General features: G+C 58.6%; 14 protein-coding genes. 7 read left to right on the top strand and 7 right to left on the bottom strand.

The annotated features are described in order from the left end of the window. Nucleotides 1–70: 70 nt before the first annotated feature. Nucleotides 71–214, bottom strand: a complete 144-nt coding sequence (locus ETAA8_RS34990) for a hypothetical protein (protein ID WP_202921312.1) — start codon at nt 212–214, stop codon at nt 71–73. Nucleotides 215–932: 718 nt separating this feature from the next. On the opposite strand from ETAA8_RS34990, the gene ETAA8_RS27770 reads away from it, so the two are divergent. Continuing rightward, nucleotides 933–1,274, top strand: a complete 342-nt coding sequence (locus tag ETAA8_RS27770) for an integrase core domain-containing protein (protein WP_261343582.1) — start codon at nt 933–935, stop codon at nt 1,272–1,274. Between the two features lie 350 nt (nt 1,275–1,624). On the opposite strand, the gene ETAA8_RS27765 is transcribed toward ETAA8_RS27770, so the two are convergent. Beyond that, nucleotides 1,625–2,059 (bottom strand): response regulator, encoded by a 435-nt coding sequence (locus ETAA8_RS27765; protein ID WP_202921310.1) that lies wholly within the window; start codon nt 2,057–2,059, stop codon nt 1,625–1,627. Between the two features lie 279 nt (nt 2,060–2,338). On the opposite strand from ETAA8_RS27765, the gene ETAA8_RS27760 reads away from it, so the two are divergent. The 5 genes from ETAA8_RS27760 to ETAA8_RS27740 all read left to right on the top strand — a co-directional run bounded on the left by ETAA8_RS27760 (nt 2,339) and on the right by ETAA8_RS27740 (nt 8,907). Beyond that, on the top strand, nt 2,339–3,214 hold the full coding sequence (locus ETAA8_RS27760) for a DUF1559 family PulG-like putative transporter (protein WP_238397588.1): 876 nt from the start codon (nt 2,339–2,341) through the stop codon (nt 3,212–3,214). Between the two features lie 33 nt (nt 3,215–3,247). Beyond that, the gene (locus ETAA8_RS27755; RefSeq protein ID WP_145096486.1) at nt 3,248–3,664 is read left to right on the top strand and encodes a hypothetical protein; all 417 of its coding nucleotides are present in this window, start codon (nt 3,248–3,250) and stop codon (nt 3,662–3,664) included. A gap of 848 nt (nt 3,665–4,512) precedes the next feature. Then, nucleotides 4,513–5,166, top strand: a complete 654-nt coding sequence (locus ETAA8_RS27750) for a hypothetical protein (protein ID WP_145096483.1) — start codon at nt 4,513–4,515, stop codon at nt 5,164–5,166. 46 nt (nt 5,167–5,212) lie between these two features. Further along, nucleotides 5,213–5,791 carry a hypothetical protein gene (locus tag ETAA8_RS27745; protein ID WP_145096480.1) on the top strand — a complete coding sequence of 193 codons (579 nt, stop codon included), beginning with the start codon at nt 5,213–5,215 and terminating at the stop codon, nt 5,789–5,791. A gap of 2,255 nt (nt 5,792–8,046) precedes the next feature. Further along, the gene (locus ETAA8_RS27740) at nt 8,047–8,907 is read left to right on the top strand and encodes a hypothetical protein (RefSeq protein ID WP_145096477.1); all 861 of its coding nucleotides are present in this window, start codon (nt 8,047–8,049) and stop codon (nt 8,905–8,907) included. 350 nt (nt 8,908–9,257) lie between these two features. On the opposite strand, the gene ETAA8_RS27735 is transcribed toward ETAA8_RS27740, so the two are convergent. Beyond that, the gene (locus ETAA8_RS27735) at nt 9,258–9,671 is read right to left on the bottom strand and encodes a reverse transcriptase family protein (RefSeq protein WP_145096473.1); all 414 of its coding nucleotides are present in this window, start codon (nt 9,669–9,671) and stop codon (nt 9,258–9,260) included. An 892-nt stretch (nt 9,672–10,563) separates the two neighbouring features. Between ETAA8_RS27735 and ETAA8_RS27730 the strand changes: the two genes are divergently transcribed. Then, on the top strand, nt 10,564–11,145 hold the full coding sequence (locus ETAA8_RS27730; protein ID WP_145096470.1) for a hypothetical protein: 582 nt from the start codon (nt 10,564–10,566) through the stop codon (nt 11,143–11,145). 306 nt (nt 11,146–11,451) lie between these two features. On the opposite strand, the gene ETAA8_RS27725 is transcribed toward ETAA8_RS27730, so the two are convergent. The 4 genes from ETAA8_RS27725 to ETAA8_RS27710 all read right to left on the bottom strand — a co-directional run bounded on the left by ETAA8_RS27725 (nt 11,452) and on the right by ETAA8_RS27710 (nt 16,938). Then, complete coding sequence (locus tag ETAA8_RS27725) at nt 11,452–11,964, bottom strand: hypothetical protein (RefSeq protein ID WP_145096467.1); 513 nt, start codon at nt 11,962–11,964, stop codon at nt 11,452–11,454. 277 nt (nt 11,965–12,241) lie between these two features. Next, a complete protein-coding gene (locus ETAA8_RS27720) occupies nt 12,242–12,580 on the bottom strand; it encodes a hypothetical protein (RefSeq protein ID WP_145096464.1) in 339 nt (112 codons plus the stop codon). A gap of 406 nt (nt 12,581–12,986) precedes the next feature. Then, nucleotides 12,987–15,134: an SUMF1/EgtB/PvdO family nonheme iron enzyme gene (locus ETAA8_RS27715; protein ID WP_145096461.1), complete on the bottom strand. Its 2,148-nt coding sequence runs from the start codon at nt 15,132–15,134 to the stop codon at nt 12,987–12,989. A gap of 442 nt (nt 15,135–15,576) precedes the next feature. Then, on the bottom strand, nt 15,577–16,938 hold the full coding sequence (locus ETAA8_RS27710) for an IS1380 family transposase (RefSeq protein WP_145096458.1): 1,362 nt from the start codon (nt 16,936–16,938) through the stop codon (nt 15,577–15,579). Nucleotides 16,939–16,997 lie beyond the last annotated feature (59 nt).

Below are 16,997 nucleotides of genomic sequence, written 5' to 3'. Positions count from 1 at the left end.
AGACGGCGACTTGGGCAGGATTCGTCATCTGGTCCGGAGCTGCTTGCGGGCGTTGCGGCGGAGCAACAGCCTACTCCACGACAATGTCGGCCAGCAATTGCTCCAGCGCCGGTTTGGCCTTGCTCAGCTTCTCTTCGTTGCGAAGGCGATCGGCGCGGTGCTTTTCGATTTCGGCGTCGATTTCACCCAGGCGCTTGAGGTAGCGATTGAGCAAATCGTTCGCGGTTTTTTTGTTCTCTTCGCTCGCGAGTTCGCTGACGCGAAGCGGTGCTGTGTGTCACGACATTCGGGACTTTTCTGCGCGAGTTCTCGCCATTCTAGTCGAATCGAGGCCGTGATTGCCATGCGGCCCGTTGAGCCGCATGCCGCGGCCACGATGATGAAGGCATGGCCACCGCAACTCGCACGCAACGCCGTTACGATCACCGTCTCCGGAATCTGGTCCGCACAACACGGGACATTCACTGCGCCATCCAACGAGGGGTCCCTCGTTCGACCGCACGTGGCTGGCTGACGGATTCAGAAGTTCCAGTCGTCACCGTCGAGGCCCTCAACCTAGACGCGACTCAGTTGCAGCGGGAAGTGTTACGGCTCCGCCGACGCGTTCAGAAAATGATCGCGCTGCTGCGAGTGTTCTTGGTCGTATGGAGAATGTCCGGCTACTCGCTGAGTCAGACAAGACTTCCCAGCGTCTCAAGCCTTACGATCTGCACCGTGCTGACAATCGTGCTGTGCGCCAAGATATTTGGGACTTTCGGCGCGAGTTCTCGCCACTCGGACGGCTACTCTCCTCGCTCCCGTTGAGTTTCACCCCGACGTGTTTTGGGTGATTATTATTGAGGCATGACCTCAACCACCCGCACCCAGCGTCGGTATGATCATCGCCTGCGAGAGATGGTCTGCAACAGCAAGAACATCGACGCGGCAGTCGGGTGCGGAGTACCCCGATCTACAGCGCGAGGATGGCTCGCGCGCCGAGGGCGATGATCGAATCCTGGTGGCGAGTTCTCAAACATCAGTGGCTGTACCTGAACAGGCTCGATACCCGGGCAACGGTGCAGAAGCTCGTCGCGTTCTACGTCGAGCAGCACAACAAGCATCTCCCGCATGCCGCGTTTCAGGGCCAGACACCCGACGAGATGTACTTCGGCACGGGCGCAGACATTCCCAAACAGTTGGCGGCTGCGAAAGTCGCGGCTCGGCAAGCGCGTCTGGCGGGCAATCGGGCCGTCCGCTGCCAGAGTTGCAGCGAACCAGTGGCCATCAGCAACTGACGCCGGTCGAACGAAGGAATCGGGCGAAGTTGGGTGCCGGTGCGCGCGAACGGCTTGAAAGGTGCTACGGCCAGCGGACAAGCCGTCGTTCCGGGGAGTGTAGCCGCGATTCTCTTGCCCGGACTCAGACATCTCTTGGCCTCCCGCACCCAAAGTGGGGAGAACTCGCGCAGAAAACTCCCAAATGTTGTGGTTGTCAGCACGCGTGAAACGCTTGGCTTGCAGGGCTATTTCGGAGATGCGGTGCAGGCCATTATCCGGCTTCAGCACACTGGACCAGCCTCCGATGCGAAAGCTCGTACCGATGAGTCCGCAAGCTAGTCGATGCCCTAGCGGCCGCAGCGAAGTGATCAACTCATGACACGGCCGCTCAAATAGCTGAGCAAGTGTCGAATGTCGACCGGTTTTGTTAGGTGGAGATCGATGCCAGCCGCTTTGGACGCTTCCAGATCCTCGGGATGGTTGTGGCCCGTGATGGCGATGATCACGATCTCGTCAGAATCTGGTATTGAGCGAATTGCCTCGGCAACTTGATAGCCATTCATGATCGGCAGACCAAGGTCAAGCAGAACCACGTCCGGGCGACGAATGTTGGCGATCTGCAAAGCCTGGAGCCCGGTGTAGGCTATATCGACCGAGTGGGCGCATTCGATTCGTAACAGCATTGCCAGACTATCCGCTGCGTCTTTGTTGTCCTCGACGACTAAAATCCGAAGAGGCGTGTGAGATTCAAAAGTTTCAGACACGGATTGTCCTTGGCGAAAGGAGAGCGGAGAGGTCGCCACCGAGCAATCTTCTCTCATTTTGTCATTGCCTGGTAGGAGGGCTACGCAGGCAGTCTCCGATTGTGATGATCTAGGTCCACGAGAACCTGATCGATTTTTTATTGAAAACGCTGCGAATTCGCTTGGCATCAAGCCGGGAAAGATGGTTAAACTAATCGCCGGTTAGCCCCCGCATATCTTTCGTGGATCGTCGGAGGGAGTATGAAGGGTCTGTGCTGCTGGATTCCGAGCAGAAGTGCTCGTCACACGCGAGCGGCGTTCACCCTCGTTGAGTTGTTGGTGGTTATCGCCATCATCGGGGTTCTCGTTGCACTGCTCTTGCCGGCCGTTCAAAGCGCCCGAGAAGCGGCCCGGCGAACGCAATGCTCCAACCAGATCAAGCAGGTTGCCCTCGCGATTCATAACCTAAATGATGCGTTGCGCACGTTGCCCCCAACCTCCTCTCCCTGCGCTGATCCAGCGAATGCTAGTTGCTTTACGCCCGACGACAGTCCGTTCGGAAAGCACAACTACACGGCTTACCACTTCATCTTTCCGTATATGGAGCAGGGTAATCTCGCCAGTAAATTCACGATCACTGGGTATGCGGGCGGCGAGTACCCGGCAGTGATCAAAAGCCTTATCTGTCCATCCGACATCACTCACAAAGCTGGTAAGTGTCTCACACCCCATGGCAGCGCGTGGAATTGGGGGATCGCAAACTACGGCGTGAATAACTATGTCTTCGGTGAACCACTGAAGAGCCGAACCTACTCCATGGACAAGATTGAAATGGGCCGGATCGTATCCGATGGCTTATCAAATACGATCTTTCTGGCAGAAATGTACGGCACCTGCGGTAACACAGGCAGCGTGTCGATTGCCCACGGGTCTCTATGGGCCGACGCCAACAGCATCTGGCGGCCGGCGTTCAACCTGGGATCTGGCAAAGGCGGCGGTGGACTGACTACGTTTCCCGCCTCACCCAAGTTTCAGATTAGTCCCCACTATTTTCAGAACTGTTTGTCTGACAGGCCACAGGGGATTCACCCGACGGTCATCGTTGTGGCTTGTGGAGACGGCAGCGTGAAGACTTTGTCCGCAAGCATGACAGACCTGACGTGGCAACGCGTCGTCGACCCGCGAGATGCTGAACCCTTGGGCGGTGACTGGTAACGAGTGCTCTTATCAACCGCGAAATCTTGAACCATGCACAATCGTTTTATCCTTGCCGTAACCATTGTCTGGGTTTCGGCACTTTCCTTAGGCTGCGGCAATGGCGTTCCGCAACCTGAATTCGCTCCGCTGTTTACGGCGAACGGAACCGTCCGTCGTGGTGGGCAGCTGATGAGTGGTGGTATGGTCCGCTTCACGCCAGTGGCAGACAAAGAAGACTTCATCATCAACAGCCTGGTTGAGGCCGACGGTAAGTTTAAACTCACCACGGTTCGTGCTACCGATAGCCGTGGCGAGCGCCGGCCAGGCGCGCCCGCTGGGGAATACACCGTCGTCTATGAGCCGGTAAACGTTGATCAGACTGTCGCTTATTCCCCACCAATTACCTTGCCGCAGAAAGTGACGATTGAGGCGAAGCATAACCAACTGATGCTTGAGCTACCGCGGTAGGCCGAACGTTGGTATCGCGCGAGCGAACGCGCTGGGTAGCGAATTTGCCGCGGAATATGATTGAGGAGAGGACATGCGTCAGGCCGAACAGCGTAAGTGTCCGAACTGCGGAAACGTATTGAACTCTGGTGCGAATGATACCTTTCGCCAAGGCGATTCTCGTGTCTGCCTAATCTGCCGCACTCGGTTCACGGTTTCCCTGCCTCTGCCGCCGTTGGACAAAATTAAGTTCGGGTGTTCACTGGCCGAGCGGGTAGCCAACTTCCTTCAGGCAGGCGGCGAGATCCCAAGTCGCCACCCATATTTTGACGAGGTTTGCCTTGCCCGAATCGGCAGTGAGTTTCTGTACGGTTACGCGAATCAGACTGGAGCACCGGCAGTCTTCGACACGACACCTGTTATCAGTCGGTTCGCTAACCGAGCGGCATTCGTAGATTGGCTGGCGAATCAAAGCGACGATAGTTTGAACCAGTGATCGAACACCGGCCTAAGGTCGCCTGAGGAGATCGGCATCACTCGGCAACGGCTTGAAGCGGCAGTTGGTATTGAACCTGCGAGGACAGCCGAGAGCAGCAGGTAGGGTAGGGACTTCACTTTACTTTGCGCTCCCCAGTTAGCATCTGCGTCCCGACCAGTACTTTTTTGGTTGATGTTCCGCGTCAGGACGCGGAAGTGCCGCAATTGTACGTCGAACCTCCTCATCAGTCGGTCTGACTAATTCGGCGATTACCTGCCGTGCTGCGTGTCACGACATTTGGGACTTTTCGCGCGAGTTCTCGCCACTTGGACTGCCCTTCTAACTGCCCCATTGAATTTCAATCCGACGTGTTTTGGGTGATTATTGAGGGATGACCTCAACCACCCGGACCCAACGCCGGTATGATCATCGCCTGCGAGAGATGGTCTGCAACAGCAAGAACATCGACGCGGCTGTCCGTCGCGGAGTACCCCGATCTACAGCGCGAGGCTGGCTCGCACCGACGACGACGCTGCCAGTCGTCACGTTGCCAGCCGCCAACCATGACAACATTCACCTGCAGCAACAGGTCCTGGCCCTCCGTCGTCGCCTTGACCGCCTCGTCTCGCTGCTGCGACTGATTACGCTGCTGCTTAAGGTCGCGGGCTTTTCCCTGGCCAACGTGCGGTTGCCGGACGGGACTGCTACGACACGGCTGCTGAGAGCCATTGACCGCTCCCGATCGCATTTCACCCTGCGTGCCGTGCTCCGCATGGTGGGCTTGTCTCACACCAGGTACCACGCCTGGAGCAACGAGACGCGTTGCAGCCTGGCCGACCAAGCGTCCTGTCCACGATCCTCGCCGCAGCGACTCACGCGGGACGAAGTCAACGCGATCCGGGAGATGGTCACGTCCGATGAGTACCGGCACGTGCCGACCGGAACGCTGGCCCGGTTGTCGGCCGACGCCCTACTGCAGCGGGCACCCGGCGCTGTCGCTGACGAGGACGAAGACCGGCCCCGTAAGAAACGTAGACGTAACTAGGTTCTGTAAACGTTAACAGAGCCGCAACCTCCCGAAGGAGAAGTCGATGTCGAATGAAATAAGTAACAAGCCCGTGTTCTGGCTAACGATAATCACCCTGTCGCTCTTGGTAAGTTTTGTGGTGCACGACACTACCGGGCAGGAACGCGAAGCCCCGGGCTTCCTCGAAAAGGAAGAAGCTCCGCTCTCTCCCGGGCTGGCCCGGCAAAGCGACAGTAACGAGGGCATCACCCTGACGCTGTGCACCAGCGATCTGCGTAAGGCACTGGTTCACGACAATGCCGGCAAGCTGGTGGTCGACGCCCGTAGCCTGACAATCGAGGTACCTCGCCTCGGGGAACGGCCGCAGGCCACGTGCAAAATGTACCTTGGTGTTTATGAACCGACCGGTGCTGCCCAGAAGACCTGGCCAGTTCGCGAGGTGCGTCTGGTCGACGAACAGGAGTTTCAGCGCCTTGTCGACCAGGGTGCCTCGGCCTTGATTAGTCTGCCCGAAGGTCCGCCAAGGCCGGCTACGTTACCTCCGTCGCGAGACCCGGCTGACGATGCTCAGCCAAGGCAGCCGCCGAAGGTGGACCGCACCGGCACGATCCCGCTGGGTGGAGAACCACCAACAAAAAACTAGTGCCGCAAACCCGTGCTGAGGAGGCCCCTCGCACCCTGCCAATTGTCCCAGTTGAGGACCCTGTTAAACCGCCGGAGAGCCCCGTTACGGCCCCGGCGAAAAAGGACGAGGCGAAGGTCCCAAAAGACCCTATTCGGCCTCCCCAGCCTCCTCCACGTGGTTTGCAGAGGTTTAGGCGGCGGTAGGCCGTCTCAAACCCCTCGTGTAACGCAATAGGCTTCACGCTACAGCGTTTTATTGGAAAAAGGGTCCTGGGGGACAGCCACCAGGGCCTTGGCAGCGATTCTGGGCCCCCTGGTGGCGTCGTTGCCAGGAAAGCCGTTCGATTGCCGCCCGCCGGCTTCGTAGGCTGGCCAGCGCTATCCGGCCGTATCGATCTCGTTAACGCCACCGGCCGGCTTCGTAGGCTGCGACGAAACGTGGGTGCCCGCAGTGCCAGCCAGCCGGCTTTGTGGGCTGGCCGTAGCCAGGGCGTGCCCCGGCGGCGGCTTTGTAGCCAGCCCGCCGGCTTCGTTGGCGGGCCATGGCTACTCAGCCGGTTCGATTAGTGCCCTCCTAGCGGCCGTATAGCCGGGACAAGCCGTAACTCGCTTAGTGCCAGCCCGTCGGCGTGATTGACGGGCCACGGTCAATCACCGTCAACCCGCCCGCCTGCCGGCTTTGTTGGCGGGCCATGGCTGCTCCTGTCGGTTCGATCAGTGCCACCTGGTGGCCTCGTACCCAGGGCTCCGGGTTTCTGTCGCCGTCAGTGCCCGCCTGCCGGCTTCGTTGGTTGGCCGCGTCAAACCCTGCCCGATCAGTGCCCGCCAGCCGGCTTCGTAGGTTGGCCGCCCAGCGTTCCCTCATCATCGGGCGAGCCGCTTTCCGTTAACGCCACCCGCCGGCTTCGTAGGTTGGCCGCCGGCCGCTGCCTCGCCAGGGCGAGCCGCCTTCCGTTAACGCCAGCCAGCCGGCTTTGTTGGCGGGACCGACGGCGACGTTCGATTAACGCCTGCCAGCCGGCCTCGTAGGCTGCGACCACTGGCACCTCGCCGTCGAAACGAGTTTTCATGTTGCCTGCCCACCGGCTTCGTAGGTGGGCCGTATATGCCTTCGATTCCATCGACACCGGTTGTACCCAGTGACTGGTCGTCACCAATAACATCCGACCAGAGTGGAACGATTGATTCGAACAGCGCCAGGAACTAACGACCTTCTAAACCTGCCTGGTGGTTTCGTAACCAGGTCTTATCCGCCGGTTCAAAAACGTCGACCAGAAACGAACGATGTCAAAACCTGTCTGGTGGTTTCGTAACCAGGCCGACCGTCTTGATCGGAACCGCCGGAGGCATGTGAATGTATTTTCGGCTCCGGCCACGATGGCCGGAGCCATTACCAAAAACGGAGACCGGAGGTCGAAGTTTTTGAACCGGGTGATAAGAACGTACTGTTCTTTGAACGACCGGTACGTAGATTACGCTAAGTAATCTACATTTAGAAGTAAAGCTCTTTACTTCTAAGGAGCGATTTGGAGGCCTAAATCATGCATCCAAACGCGTGTCCGAGTGCCACTGGTAAAAACAAGCGGTTTTTGGGTCATTTTCAGCCCTATTTTTGGGTCTATTTTTGGGTCTGTTTTCGGGACATTTTTGGAGTACAAAACGCCTCGTCCTGGGCAGTGTACAGGACCCGCCCCTGAACTCTTCGGCGCCCTCGCGATGGCTTCTTAATCGCGACACGGAATCTACGTACTGCGCCTGGCGAGGGCTTCGTTCTAGCCACACCATGAACTCACCTATCGCCCGTGCGAGGGCTTCGTTCTCCACACTCCACATGAGGCATAAAACACCTCGGCCCTTCTGGCGACGCCTGTTCTCGGCTTATTAGGGGACACTTCGACTGTACATGCCAGCGCCCGGTCCTGGGCTTTGTACGGGACCCGCTTCACAGCTGATCAGCGCCTTCGCGATGGCTTCTTAATCGCGACCAGTTGGCGGAGTGTACGTATTGTGCCCGTGCGAGGGCCTCGTTCTCGGCACATCGGCCCTTCTGGCGACGCCTGTTTCCGGCTTAGTAGGAGACGCCTTGACATGCTTTGCATCGCCCGGACCTGGGCTTTGTACGGGTCCGCCGGCCATAGAAACTGTGCCCGGCCAAAGGCTTTGTACCTGGCCCAGGAACCAATCCCACGTACCTGCGCCTCGCCGTGGCTTGGTAACGGCAATACGCCCGCCCGCGCTAGTTCTGTAAACGTTAACACAACCTCCGGAGGTGACATGGAGTTAGATCGCTACTACACGATCCCGCCCGGGTTTCCGTTCCCGACTTGGGGAACGCACCCCAAAGATATCGGCAAGATGCGACGCGATCAGGAGGCCTGGGCGATGTGCGGGGCCACCCTGTTCCCCTGGGTAAATCCCAAAATGGTACCAGTCAATTACCGCGGACCACTGCCCCGCTGGGTGCCGAAGTACGCCGCCAAGTTGTACAACCTGCGAGCCATCCAGCTGGTGGCTCTGGACCGGGCCGACTGCCGGCGACTGCCAGACAAGACATTTTGTCCGCCCAGCTTCGTGAACACAGACGCCAAGCACTGGACCTGTAAGTCGCTCTGGTGCCCGTTCTGCTGGGGCCGGCTGGTGGCCGCGGCCCAGTGGCAGAGAATGCGGAAGGTAGGGCCGTACTATTTTGCCCGCCAGCAGCTGCTGGAAGCGGTCAATACACAGTATGTCGAGCCGTTTAGTCAACCACTGGAGAACATCCGACTACTGCTGAGCGGGGCCTGTAAGGCCCTGGTGGCGACGCTAGGAGCGGCTAAATCACCCGGGACCCTCCGGCTAGCCGTACTGGAGCCAACCACAGCCGGGTGGAAGGTGGAGGCCCGGGTACTGGCTTTTGTACCCCTGAATTTTACGGAGAAATGCGTTGAGACTGCTTCCCCTGGTCTCAGCGTTGTGTACCATAGGACTTACGGCAAAAAACACGAGATGGCGAAGCTCGTCGGCCGTCACTGCGAATATCCCTTCGGGTTGTTGACTAGGCCAGCGGCTGAGGTCAAGCAGGTTCTCGAACTCCGGGAAGGTTTGAGACTGATGAGCTCGACCGGGGTATTTCGCGCCACAGACTCTTCGCCATAAGCAGGGACTCTGGTAGCTGTAATACCATGTACCATTACAGGCGTGGAACCCAATTCCTGCAGCGACTGTGGGATAATCCCCAGTCATCGTCAACCCAACGCTAAGTTGGAGGCTGCTCGTTGGAAGATCCATAAACTGCCGCTGAGTCCTCCACTGCCGCTGCCCGAAACCACCCGCATGTACGACGTCGAAGGTGCGCGCGAACGGCTTGAAAGGTGCTCCGGGCAGCGGACAAGCCGTCGTTCCGGGGAGTGTAGCCGCGATTCTCTTGCCCGGACTCGCACATCTCTTGGCCTCCCGCACCCCAAGTGGCGAGAACTCGCGCAGAAAACTCCCAAATGTTGTGGTTGTCAGCACGGCTGCAAGTCGGTCTCGAAGATTGGCTCCAAGACCAGCATCGCCGCCGTCATGACGACACGAGTCCTAATCGTCGGAATTCCCAACGGTCTCGTTGCCCCTGGTTTTCCTGCCTTGGGGATATGCACCCGCCGAACAGGCTCAGGATGATAACGATGCGTTCGAAGTTCTTCCGCCAGTTCGACCAGCCACTTCTTCGTTCCATACTCCTCAATGTCGTCGAACGTCTGGCCGTCCACACCGGCCGCTCCGCCATTGACCTGGCAGATGCGGAAGGCGTGCCACAGCAGATCCGCTCGATACATCTTGTCGTATAGCGCGTAGAATCGGTAGCTGGGCGATTCCTTCGCTTTAGCATGCAACGTCGCCTGTAGCTTCCCAACCTTTGTCGGAGGTAATAGGCTCACGCCAATCTCCCGGCTGTTACCACTTCTTACGTTGGCCTTGAACTAAGGCCCCTTGGCTCCACCGGCATTACCCGGTTTCATCGCTACTACGGGCCTATCCGCCGCCCCATGCGACCCAGTCCTGCCGTCACCGGCGTCTGGTTGGTAGTCACGCGCCACCACCGCATCGGGCTTCCCGTGTTCCGTCCGTCTCCTCTTCCACGCATGCCGACGCCATTACCCCGGCGGAACCAGCAGGATGCTATCGCTAACTCTCATCCGCCGGCGACGGCCTTCCCCAAATGTCGGATGGGTCGGCTTCCGCCATGGTCCTTTTCGGGGCCTGCTCAGCGTTCACTCACGTTTCGGCCTACGCGTTCGCTCGATCACCCAAGGTGACCTTTACGCAGAGTACTTCAACGAATTTGTTACCTCCTTCGCCGCTCTGGCTGCTTCCGGCTGAGCGATCGATTAGCCGGACAGGATTCGCACCTGCTGGAGATCGACGTCTTTTCACGGCATACCGACATTCGGGACTTTTCGCGCGAGTTCTCGCCCTGCTGCGCGTCATCGATTAGCCGGACAGGATTCGCACCTGCTGGAGATCGACGTCTTTTCACGGCATACCGACATTCGGGACTTTTCGCGCGAGTTCTCGCCCTGCTGCGCGTCACAGCATTTGGGACTTTTGTGCGCGAGTTCTCGCCACCCAATCCAAAAAAGGGGGGCTGGCCGGAAATACCACCTAGCGATTCTGCTTCAGACCCTTATTGCCGTAACGCGTTGTCCTCATTCAAGAACGGGCATATCGCAGTCACCCATACGTGGGGTGGCGAGAACTCGCGCACAAAAGTCCCAAATGTTGTGACGCGCAGCAGCGCCCAGGTTTCCATCAGGGACCAGGGTTTGCATAATGCGTTACTTCGCTGCCAGCTATGTTTGCTGGCGCAAAACCGATCCCGAGTGGAGAATTGTCACGATGCGCCGGCTCATTCTGATTGCGATGGTCTTGATCCTTAGCCCTTTGTCCCTGCTCTCCAGCGCTCAGGAATCCAAGCCGAAAAGTCGGTTGTTGGACGAAAATGAACCCGACATCGGCAAGTTCATGCGGGCCAAGTTGCAGCATTCCCAAAAGCTGATCGAGTCTTTGGCCGGGGAGGATTACGAAGCGATGGCGAAAAGCTCCCAGGAAATGAGCCTGTTGACGCTGGCGGCCCAGTGGCAGTTGCTGCAAACCGAGGATTATCTGCACGAAAGCATTGCCTTCCGCCGCTCCGCCGACGCGATCACTGCTGCGGCGAAGAAAAAGAATCTCGATGGCGCCGCGCTGGCCTATGTAGAAATGACGATGAACTGCATCAAGTGTCATAAGCTGGTGCGGCATTCGAAGATGGCCGCTGTGGAGTCCCCGGAACTTGAGGCCGTGGTCGCCCGCGCTCGCCAAAAAGCCCTCCAGTCGATCGCTGTACCGGCGCCTATGCAGGCCGTGAAATAGCGGGCAGAGTCGAATCAGTCGCTGCTACAGCATTCCGCAGATCCACCTCTCTGGGAGAGATTCCAATGTCCTGGATTCCGAAACAGCGCGTGGTTGTCCCGATTGATTTTTCGGACGAGTTTAAGCGGTTGCCATTGTCTCCAGGGAACGATTCCGTGTGAAGGCTCTCGCCATAGGCGATCTTGCTTGGAATCCCGTTCGTAAACGCGGTGCATGCAACCCGCTCTGTGAACTCGGTACCATCCGGCTGATCAACTCCGATAAAATGTTTGCAGCCACGCTCCCAGCATCGCGGTGGACCTAATGTCATCGGCCGTACTGCTCCATAAGCGTCTTCCAGGCCGGCAACTCGATTCGTTCGTATTGAACATTGGTTCGCGAACTGCGTTTAAAGTTGTCCGATAACTGATGGCCGCCGCCGAGCACGATCAGCGATACTGGTTCGCGGGCATCGATAATCCTTTTGGCAATCGCATCTTGGCGTTCATCATTCGCCGCATCGTCGAAGACAACCTTTCCTTCAGAAGTGACCGGATTCGCCTTCGCAAACGCAGCCTCATCTTCTAGCGGCATGATCCGTTCAAGTTCGCCCTTCATGTAGAGCAGACCAGCGGCCCCGATGCGTAACCGCCGCTCTCTTTGCTCTTGCACTAGAGCGACCAGCCGAGCCTCGACTTCGCGTGCCGCAGCTGCTTCCGGAGAATCGGATTCAAGAGTTGCTAACAGCTCGCGTACCTTGCTCAGTTCTGCATTGGCCTCCGGCAGGTTCTCGTTTTCGATTGCCTTGGTTTGCTTGATCAGTTCTTCGAAATCGGACATTCGGCTCTCGGTAAGGCCTTCGAGCCAGATGTGCTTTAGGTTGTGCTCGTGAATCAGTTTTCGCAGCTCGTCGATCTGTTCGAACTGTACAGCTTCCACTTCATCGAGGAACTGGGCGTATTGGGCATCGAGTTCCTGCTCCGTGATCTGGGCATCAATTGCTGACTGAATATCTGCGGCAAAGTCTTCCTTAGAAACGTAGTGCCAGTTGCAAACGTGCAGAGCTTGGCGGGGCGTAGCTGGCGGGGCTGGTGTGGCTCATGACCTGCCGGTCGCTCTACGGGTTGTAGCCGTATCCCATGCTGTGCTGACGAGGTGTCATGCCGGTGCCACAGTGGGGCGTCATCTGCTGGCCATAAGGCCGGAAGCTGGGCGGGCAGTAGCCGGGGTTCATGCCGTACTGCGGTGGACACACAGGTCGGTTGTACAGGCCCATCCCAGGCTGGCAGTTGGGTTGGCCGTAGGGCGAGCAGTTCTGTTGAAAACCGGGTTGGCAGTTGCCACCACTCGACCAGCTGTAGGAGTACCCGCCGAAGCCTTGAGCGGACGCCGATTCGACGGCTACCAGGGCGATCACAGCAACGACGAGCGACAGGGCGATAGATGCGAGCTTCATGGCCAAGTTCCTAAACCTGAGTGTTTGTTTTTCGAAGCGTCATTCGCCTCGTCACACTTAGCCCGTAAACGGACAGGAGCACCCGCCACGTATTTAGAGAATTCTTTGGCGGCCGTAGTTGGGCCCGAAAGAAACGGGAGAACACGGCAACAACAAAAAAAGCCCCGGCTGTGACACCGGGGCTATCTTCTTGGGCTGTGATTCAGAAACAACTTAGCGGACATTTCGCGGCTGGCTTGAGCCTGGAACCGATCCCGACTCGTAATGGTCACTATTCTAACAACGCACGCGCGCCTATCGCGTGGCGAAAGTCTCGACACTTTCTCGGTGTTGCCGGGCGCGGGTGGTTTCTTGATCGATACCTTGCAGTCCGACGACGAATCGCCGTTGGGCGAAGCTCGGCACGCTACAGCGGTCGCATCAATCGGAAGCCGACGTCGTCACTACGAGTGGACTGAGCACCGTACCCCCGGAAGGCCGATCGGCAACGCAGCGCGTTTCCATACCAGTCGCCGCCGCGTAGCACTCGTGGTGGATCGTCGGGAACACCACCGGTATTTTCCCCGTCGGGATTGTCGTAGCGCCGAGCTTCGTAGAAATCCTCGCACCATTCAAAGAGGTTGCCGTGCATGTCGTACAAGCCGAAAGGATTGGCCGGTTTTGATCCCACCTTGCGCACGGGGTTGCTCCCCGATTTCAGCAGAAACCAACCATACTTCTCCAACTCTCCGGGATCGTCGCCGAAGGAATACTGCGTGGTCGTCCCGGCCCGGCAGGCATACTCCCACCGGGCTTCGGTCGGCAGACGATAGCCGTCGGCGTCCGGGAGTAATCGCCAGCCGGTTTTTTCATTCCGTTCGTAACTAGGTCGGAGCTTCTCGCGCCTGCTCAACCAATTGCAGAAAACGACGGCATCGTTCCAGGTGACTTGGGAGACGGCGTCTTCCTCGATTTGGGCGTAGCCCGGATTACGCCAATCGAATCCGTTTTTCTTCACCTCCGTGGAAGGACTCGGCCCGGCCGCATTGGCGTTGCCGAACACCTCGGCCTCGGTGACGTACTTCGTCTCGGCAACGAATTGCCGGAACTGTCCGATCGTGACCTCGGTCGTCGCCAGCAAGAACGGCTGTTCGATCGTAACCTTGTGTTGCGGTCGCTCCGTCTCACGGATGCGGTTGCGGGTATTCTCGTTCATGCGGAAAGGGTCGGACCACTTCAACGCCTGGACGACTTGCGCATCGGTGCTCCCCATCGGAAATTCGCCCGGCGGAATAATGACGAACTTGATTTGCAGGGAATTCTTCGACTCGACCGGCAAACCAAGGTGACTCGCCCAGGCCTCCTGCGCAGCTCTTGCCTGGCGTGCATCAAAGGGGACGCGAACCGGCGGCGGTGCCGTCTGGGTCGTATTCGCAGATGGCTTGCCCAGCTTATCGACGACACGTTTTAGGTTCACGACTCCGGAGACATCCTTGCCTGCGGCGACGTCGGCCTCGCGAAACTTCGCCAGCAGGATCTCACCGGCTCCCTTGCGATCGCGATCGTAGACGATCCAGATCAGGCCGTCGGCGTCTTGAACTCCGTCGGGATAAGAGACGCCGCTCCGTTCGTCGAGCAGTAAGCCTTCATTCCAATTCGCTCCGTCGTCGGTGGATAGTCGCGCGGTGAGGTGGCTGCGACCTTTGAAGTTGTAGTGGTTCACCAGCAGCAGATTGCCGGAGGACAAACGCCGGATAAAGAAGCGCGAGCCGGGATTGGCGATCTTGTTGGCTTGGGCTGCGCTCCAAGATCGCCCTCGATCGGTGGAATAGCTCTCCCACAGGAAGCCGCCCCCGGTGCGGGTCAACAGCCGGAGCCGACCATCACGCAACTCGATGATCATGCACTCCAAGGCCCAGTTCGGTGCCTGGAGCGAGCCATGGAGCTTCCAGGACTTTCCTTGATCGGTGGAGATCCCGACGCCTTGCAGTTGCTTCGGCCCGGCGAACCATTCGTGAATCGGTTCGGCCGCGTGCGTCACCGGCATGATCCACTCGCCGGTGGAGAGCACGGTCGGCTTATTCATGCGGAAGCTGTAAGGAGCGTCGTAGCCGACGCGGAACTCGGTGCCGAACACCGGCGTCTTCGCGTCCGGATCGTTGCAGATGCGAGCCTGCACACCATGCACGGCCGCGTCCTTGTTACCCCGATTAAAGATGTACCAGAGCCGACCGAGCGGATCGATCCACAGCGTGGGATCGAAAGCTCGCGAGCCGTCGCGCGGCCCGGCCATCGCCCGAGGAAGCGTGAAGGTCGCGCCGCCGTCATCGCTGTAACAGAGCAAGACGGTGTTCTCCGGGGCAGGCTCCTTCGGACCACCGGTGAACCAAGAAACGAACACCCGACCTTTGGCCGTGCGCTCCAAGCCGGGGATTCCTTGCCAAGTGCGCAACGGAACCGCAGGCTCACGATTCGCGGTGGGCGCGTTGATCGATCGGGGCTGTGCAGTCGCTTGCTGTGCGACGGCTGAGGTCGCGAAGAAGAGCAACGAGAGTCCAACGAGGACGTTCTTCATGATCGATTCCAGGTGGCGATCGTGGGCGAGAACGGGGATGACTGGCTCGATGATCTTAGCACTGACGTGAAGGGAATTTTCATCAGCGTGCCAGAACTCTCCATGGTGCACCTCTCCAATCGTGTCGGTCTGTTTCCTGTACCGATGAGTTTCCGCGTTAAGCCCTCGGAGAGCTCAGTTCTCTTCGTTTATGGTTCACCCGGGATTCCCCAGATGGCTTGAGCCTGGAACCGATCCCAGCTCGTAACGGTCGCAATTTTAACAACGCGCCCCCCCCCCGCGTCTAGCGCGGAATGAATTTTCATCGTTTTCTCCGTCCTGATTCCGATTCCCTCGTTTCGACGACTGGATTTGAGACCGAAACGGTCGTTTTTCAGCCTTCAACACGGGCACCGCGCAGACCTTCCCCTGGGGCTAACCTGTTTTCGTCGTCATCCTGTTCCTAGACGGGCATTCCGCACACGAGAACCGGCGGCGGGATCGCCAACTGCGCGATCCGGTTGAGAATGGCCGCGAACAAGTTCCGCGTCACGGCCACCTCCGCCAGTTGAAACGTCACGTACTTCGAGTGCTTCGTCACCTTGGCCCCAATCTTGATCAGCTTGTCCCGGAGCGTCGTCAGCGACCAGTGCCGTACGGCTTTCGGCAAGGCCAGTCGCCGCAGGAAGTTGCCCAGGTTGTAAGCCAACGCGAAGAGTTGCAACCGAGTCTGGTTGTCGTTGAACGTGCGGCAAGAGAGCTTGGTCCACTTCACCGCGTTCTTGCCCCCTTTGATCCATTGCTCGGCCGTGCCGCGACCGTTGTAGAACTTGACTACGTTCTTGGACCGCCAGGAGAGATTGGTCACGATGAAACCGATGCGCGGGAACAACTCGCCCGCGTGCCATTCGACCTTGGCTACTACGCGGCGTGCTTGCTGCCAGGATTTGGCCTGATACTGGAAGCTGTGATAGAAGACCTTCGGCTGATGCGAAGGACGACCGACCGGTCGGGTGAGCAGAGGCGCGATTTCCCGTTCCAACACGGCGTTGGCTTTCAGGCGGATCGCGTACCAAAACTGCTCCGCTTCCAGAAAGCCGTACAACTCGGGGATGGCAAACGCGGCGTCGCCGCGAAAGAACTTCGGGATGCTCAGGTGGCGATACCGTTCGACCACCGGCAACAGCACCCGCCGCCAGTACTTGGCACTGGCTTTGTTGCCGCGCCGCAGCAGGACGCTTTCCAAATCGCCGAACTGGTTGAAGAGAAACAGCGGATGGTAACAGAGGCACTCGAAGTGCCCGTTGTAGGCCGTGCCCTGTTGCCGACCGTAGGTCTCGCTGACCGAGCTGTCCAGGTCGAGAATCAGTTGCTGGAGCGGCTTCCGCTGGTGAACCGTGTCGACCCAGCGGCCGGAGAGTTTCATCAACGCCGTGAGGTTGCTCTTGCTGCTGAGCGTCTCGGTCTCGAAGCGGCCGACCTCACTGGCGGAAGCCGCACGTTTATCGGACAGCGCCGCTCGCCCGCCGACGACGTGGCGCATCGCAGGATCAATGCACAGTCGCTCGGCATCATTGACATCTTCGTATCCGGCCAAGCGGCTAAAGATGGATTGACGTAGCAGCGGCACGAGTTGGTGTTGCTTGTTGCTCCCCTGGCGGGAATCGGTCAGCACCACTGCGCCCATTTCCGTCAGCCCGAGCGCCTCATCCAACTCGCGGTAGGCAAGCAACCCGGCATCCGTGGTGACCTGACTACCGAGGAATTTCAGCTTCAGCATGCGGTCGAAACCGACCCGCAAATCGCTCTTTTGGCAGTCACCCATTGGGTTCCTCGGTCAGCAGGACATGAATTGGCAGAATCAACTTGGTTTTCCAGGGTCTG

The sequence above is a fragment of the Anatilimnocola aggregata genome, from assembly GCF_007747655.1.
Lineage (GTDB): Bacteria > Planctomycetota > Planctomycetia > Pirellulales > Pirellulaceae > Anatilimnocola > Anatilimnocola aggregata.
Note: the sequence above shows the minus strand (reverse complement) of the source record. Positions and strands in the feature narration are given on the sequence as shown.

Bases quoted from the DNA above. Each gene is read 5' to 3' on its own strand.
- ETAA8_RS27720 (WP_145096464.1), bottom strand. From the start codon at position 12,580: ATGAAGCTCGCATCTATCGCCCTGTCGCTCGTCGTTGCTGTGATCGCC.
- ETAA8_RS27730 (WP_145096470.1), top strand. From the start codon at position 10,564: ATGCGTTACTTCGCTGCCAGCTATGTTTGCTGGCGCAAAACCGATCCC.
- ETAA8_RS27715 (WP_145096461.1), bottom strand. From the start codon at position 15,134: ATGAAGAACGTCCTCGTTGGACTCTCGTTGCTCTTCTTCGCGACCTCA.
- ETAA8_RS27755 (WP_145096486.1), top strand. From the start codon at position 3,248: ATGCACAATCGTTTTATCCTTGCCGTAACCATTGTCTGGGTTTCGGCA.
- ETAA8_RS27745 (WP_145096480.1), top strand. From the start codon at position 5,213: ATGTCGAATGAAATAAGTAACAAGCCCGTGTTCTGGCTAACGATAATC.
- ETAA8_RS27710 (WP_145096458.1), bottom strand. From the start codon at position 16,938: ATGGGTGACTGCCAAAAGAGCGATTTGCGGGTCGGTTTCGACCGCATG.
- ETAA8_RS27725 (WP_145096467.1), bottom strand. From the start codon at position 11,964: ATGTCCGATTTCGAAGAACTGATCAAGCAAACCAAGGCAATCGAAAAC.
- ETAA8_RS27740 (WP_145096477.1), top strand. From the start codon at position 8,047: ATGGAGTTAGATCGCTACTACACGATCCCGCCCGGGTTTCCGTTCCCG.
- ETAA8_RS27750 (WP_145096483.1), top strand. From the start codon at position 4,513: ATGACCTCAACCACCCGGACCCAACGCCGGTATGATCATCGCCTGCGA.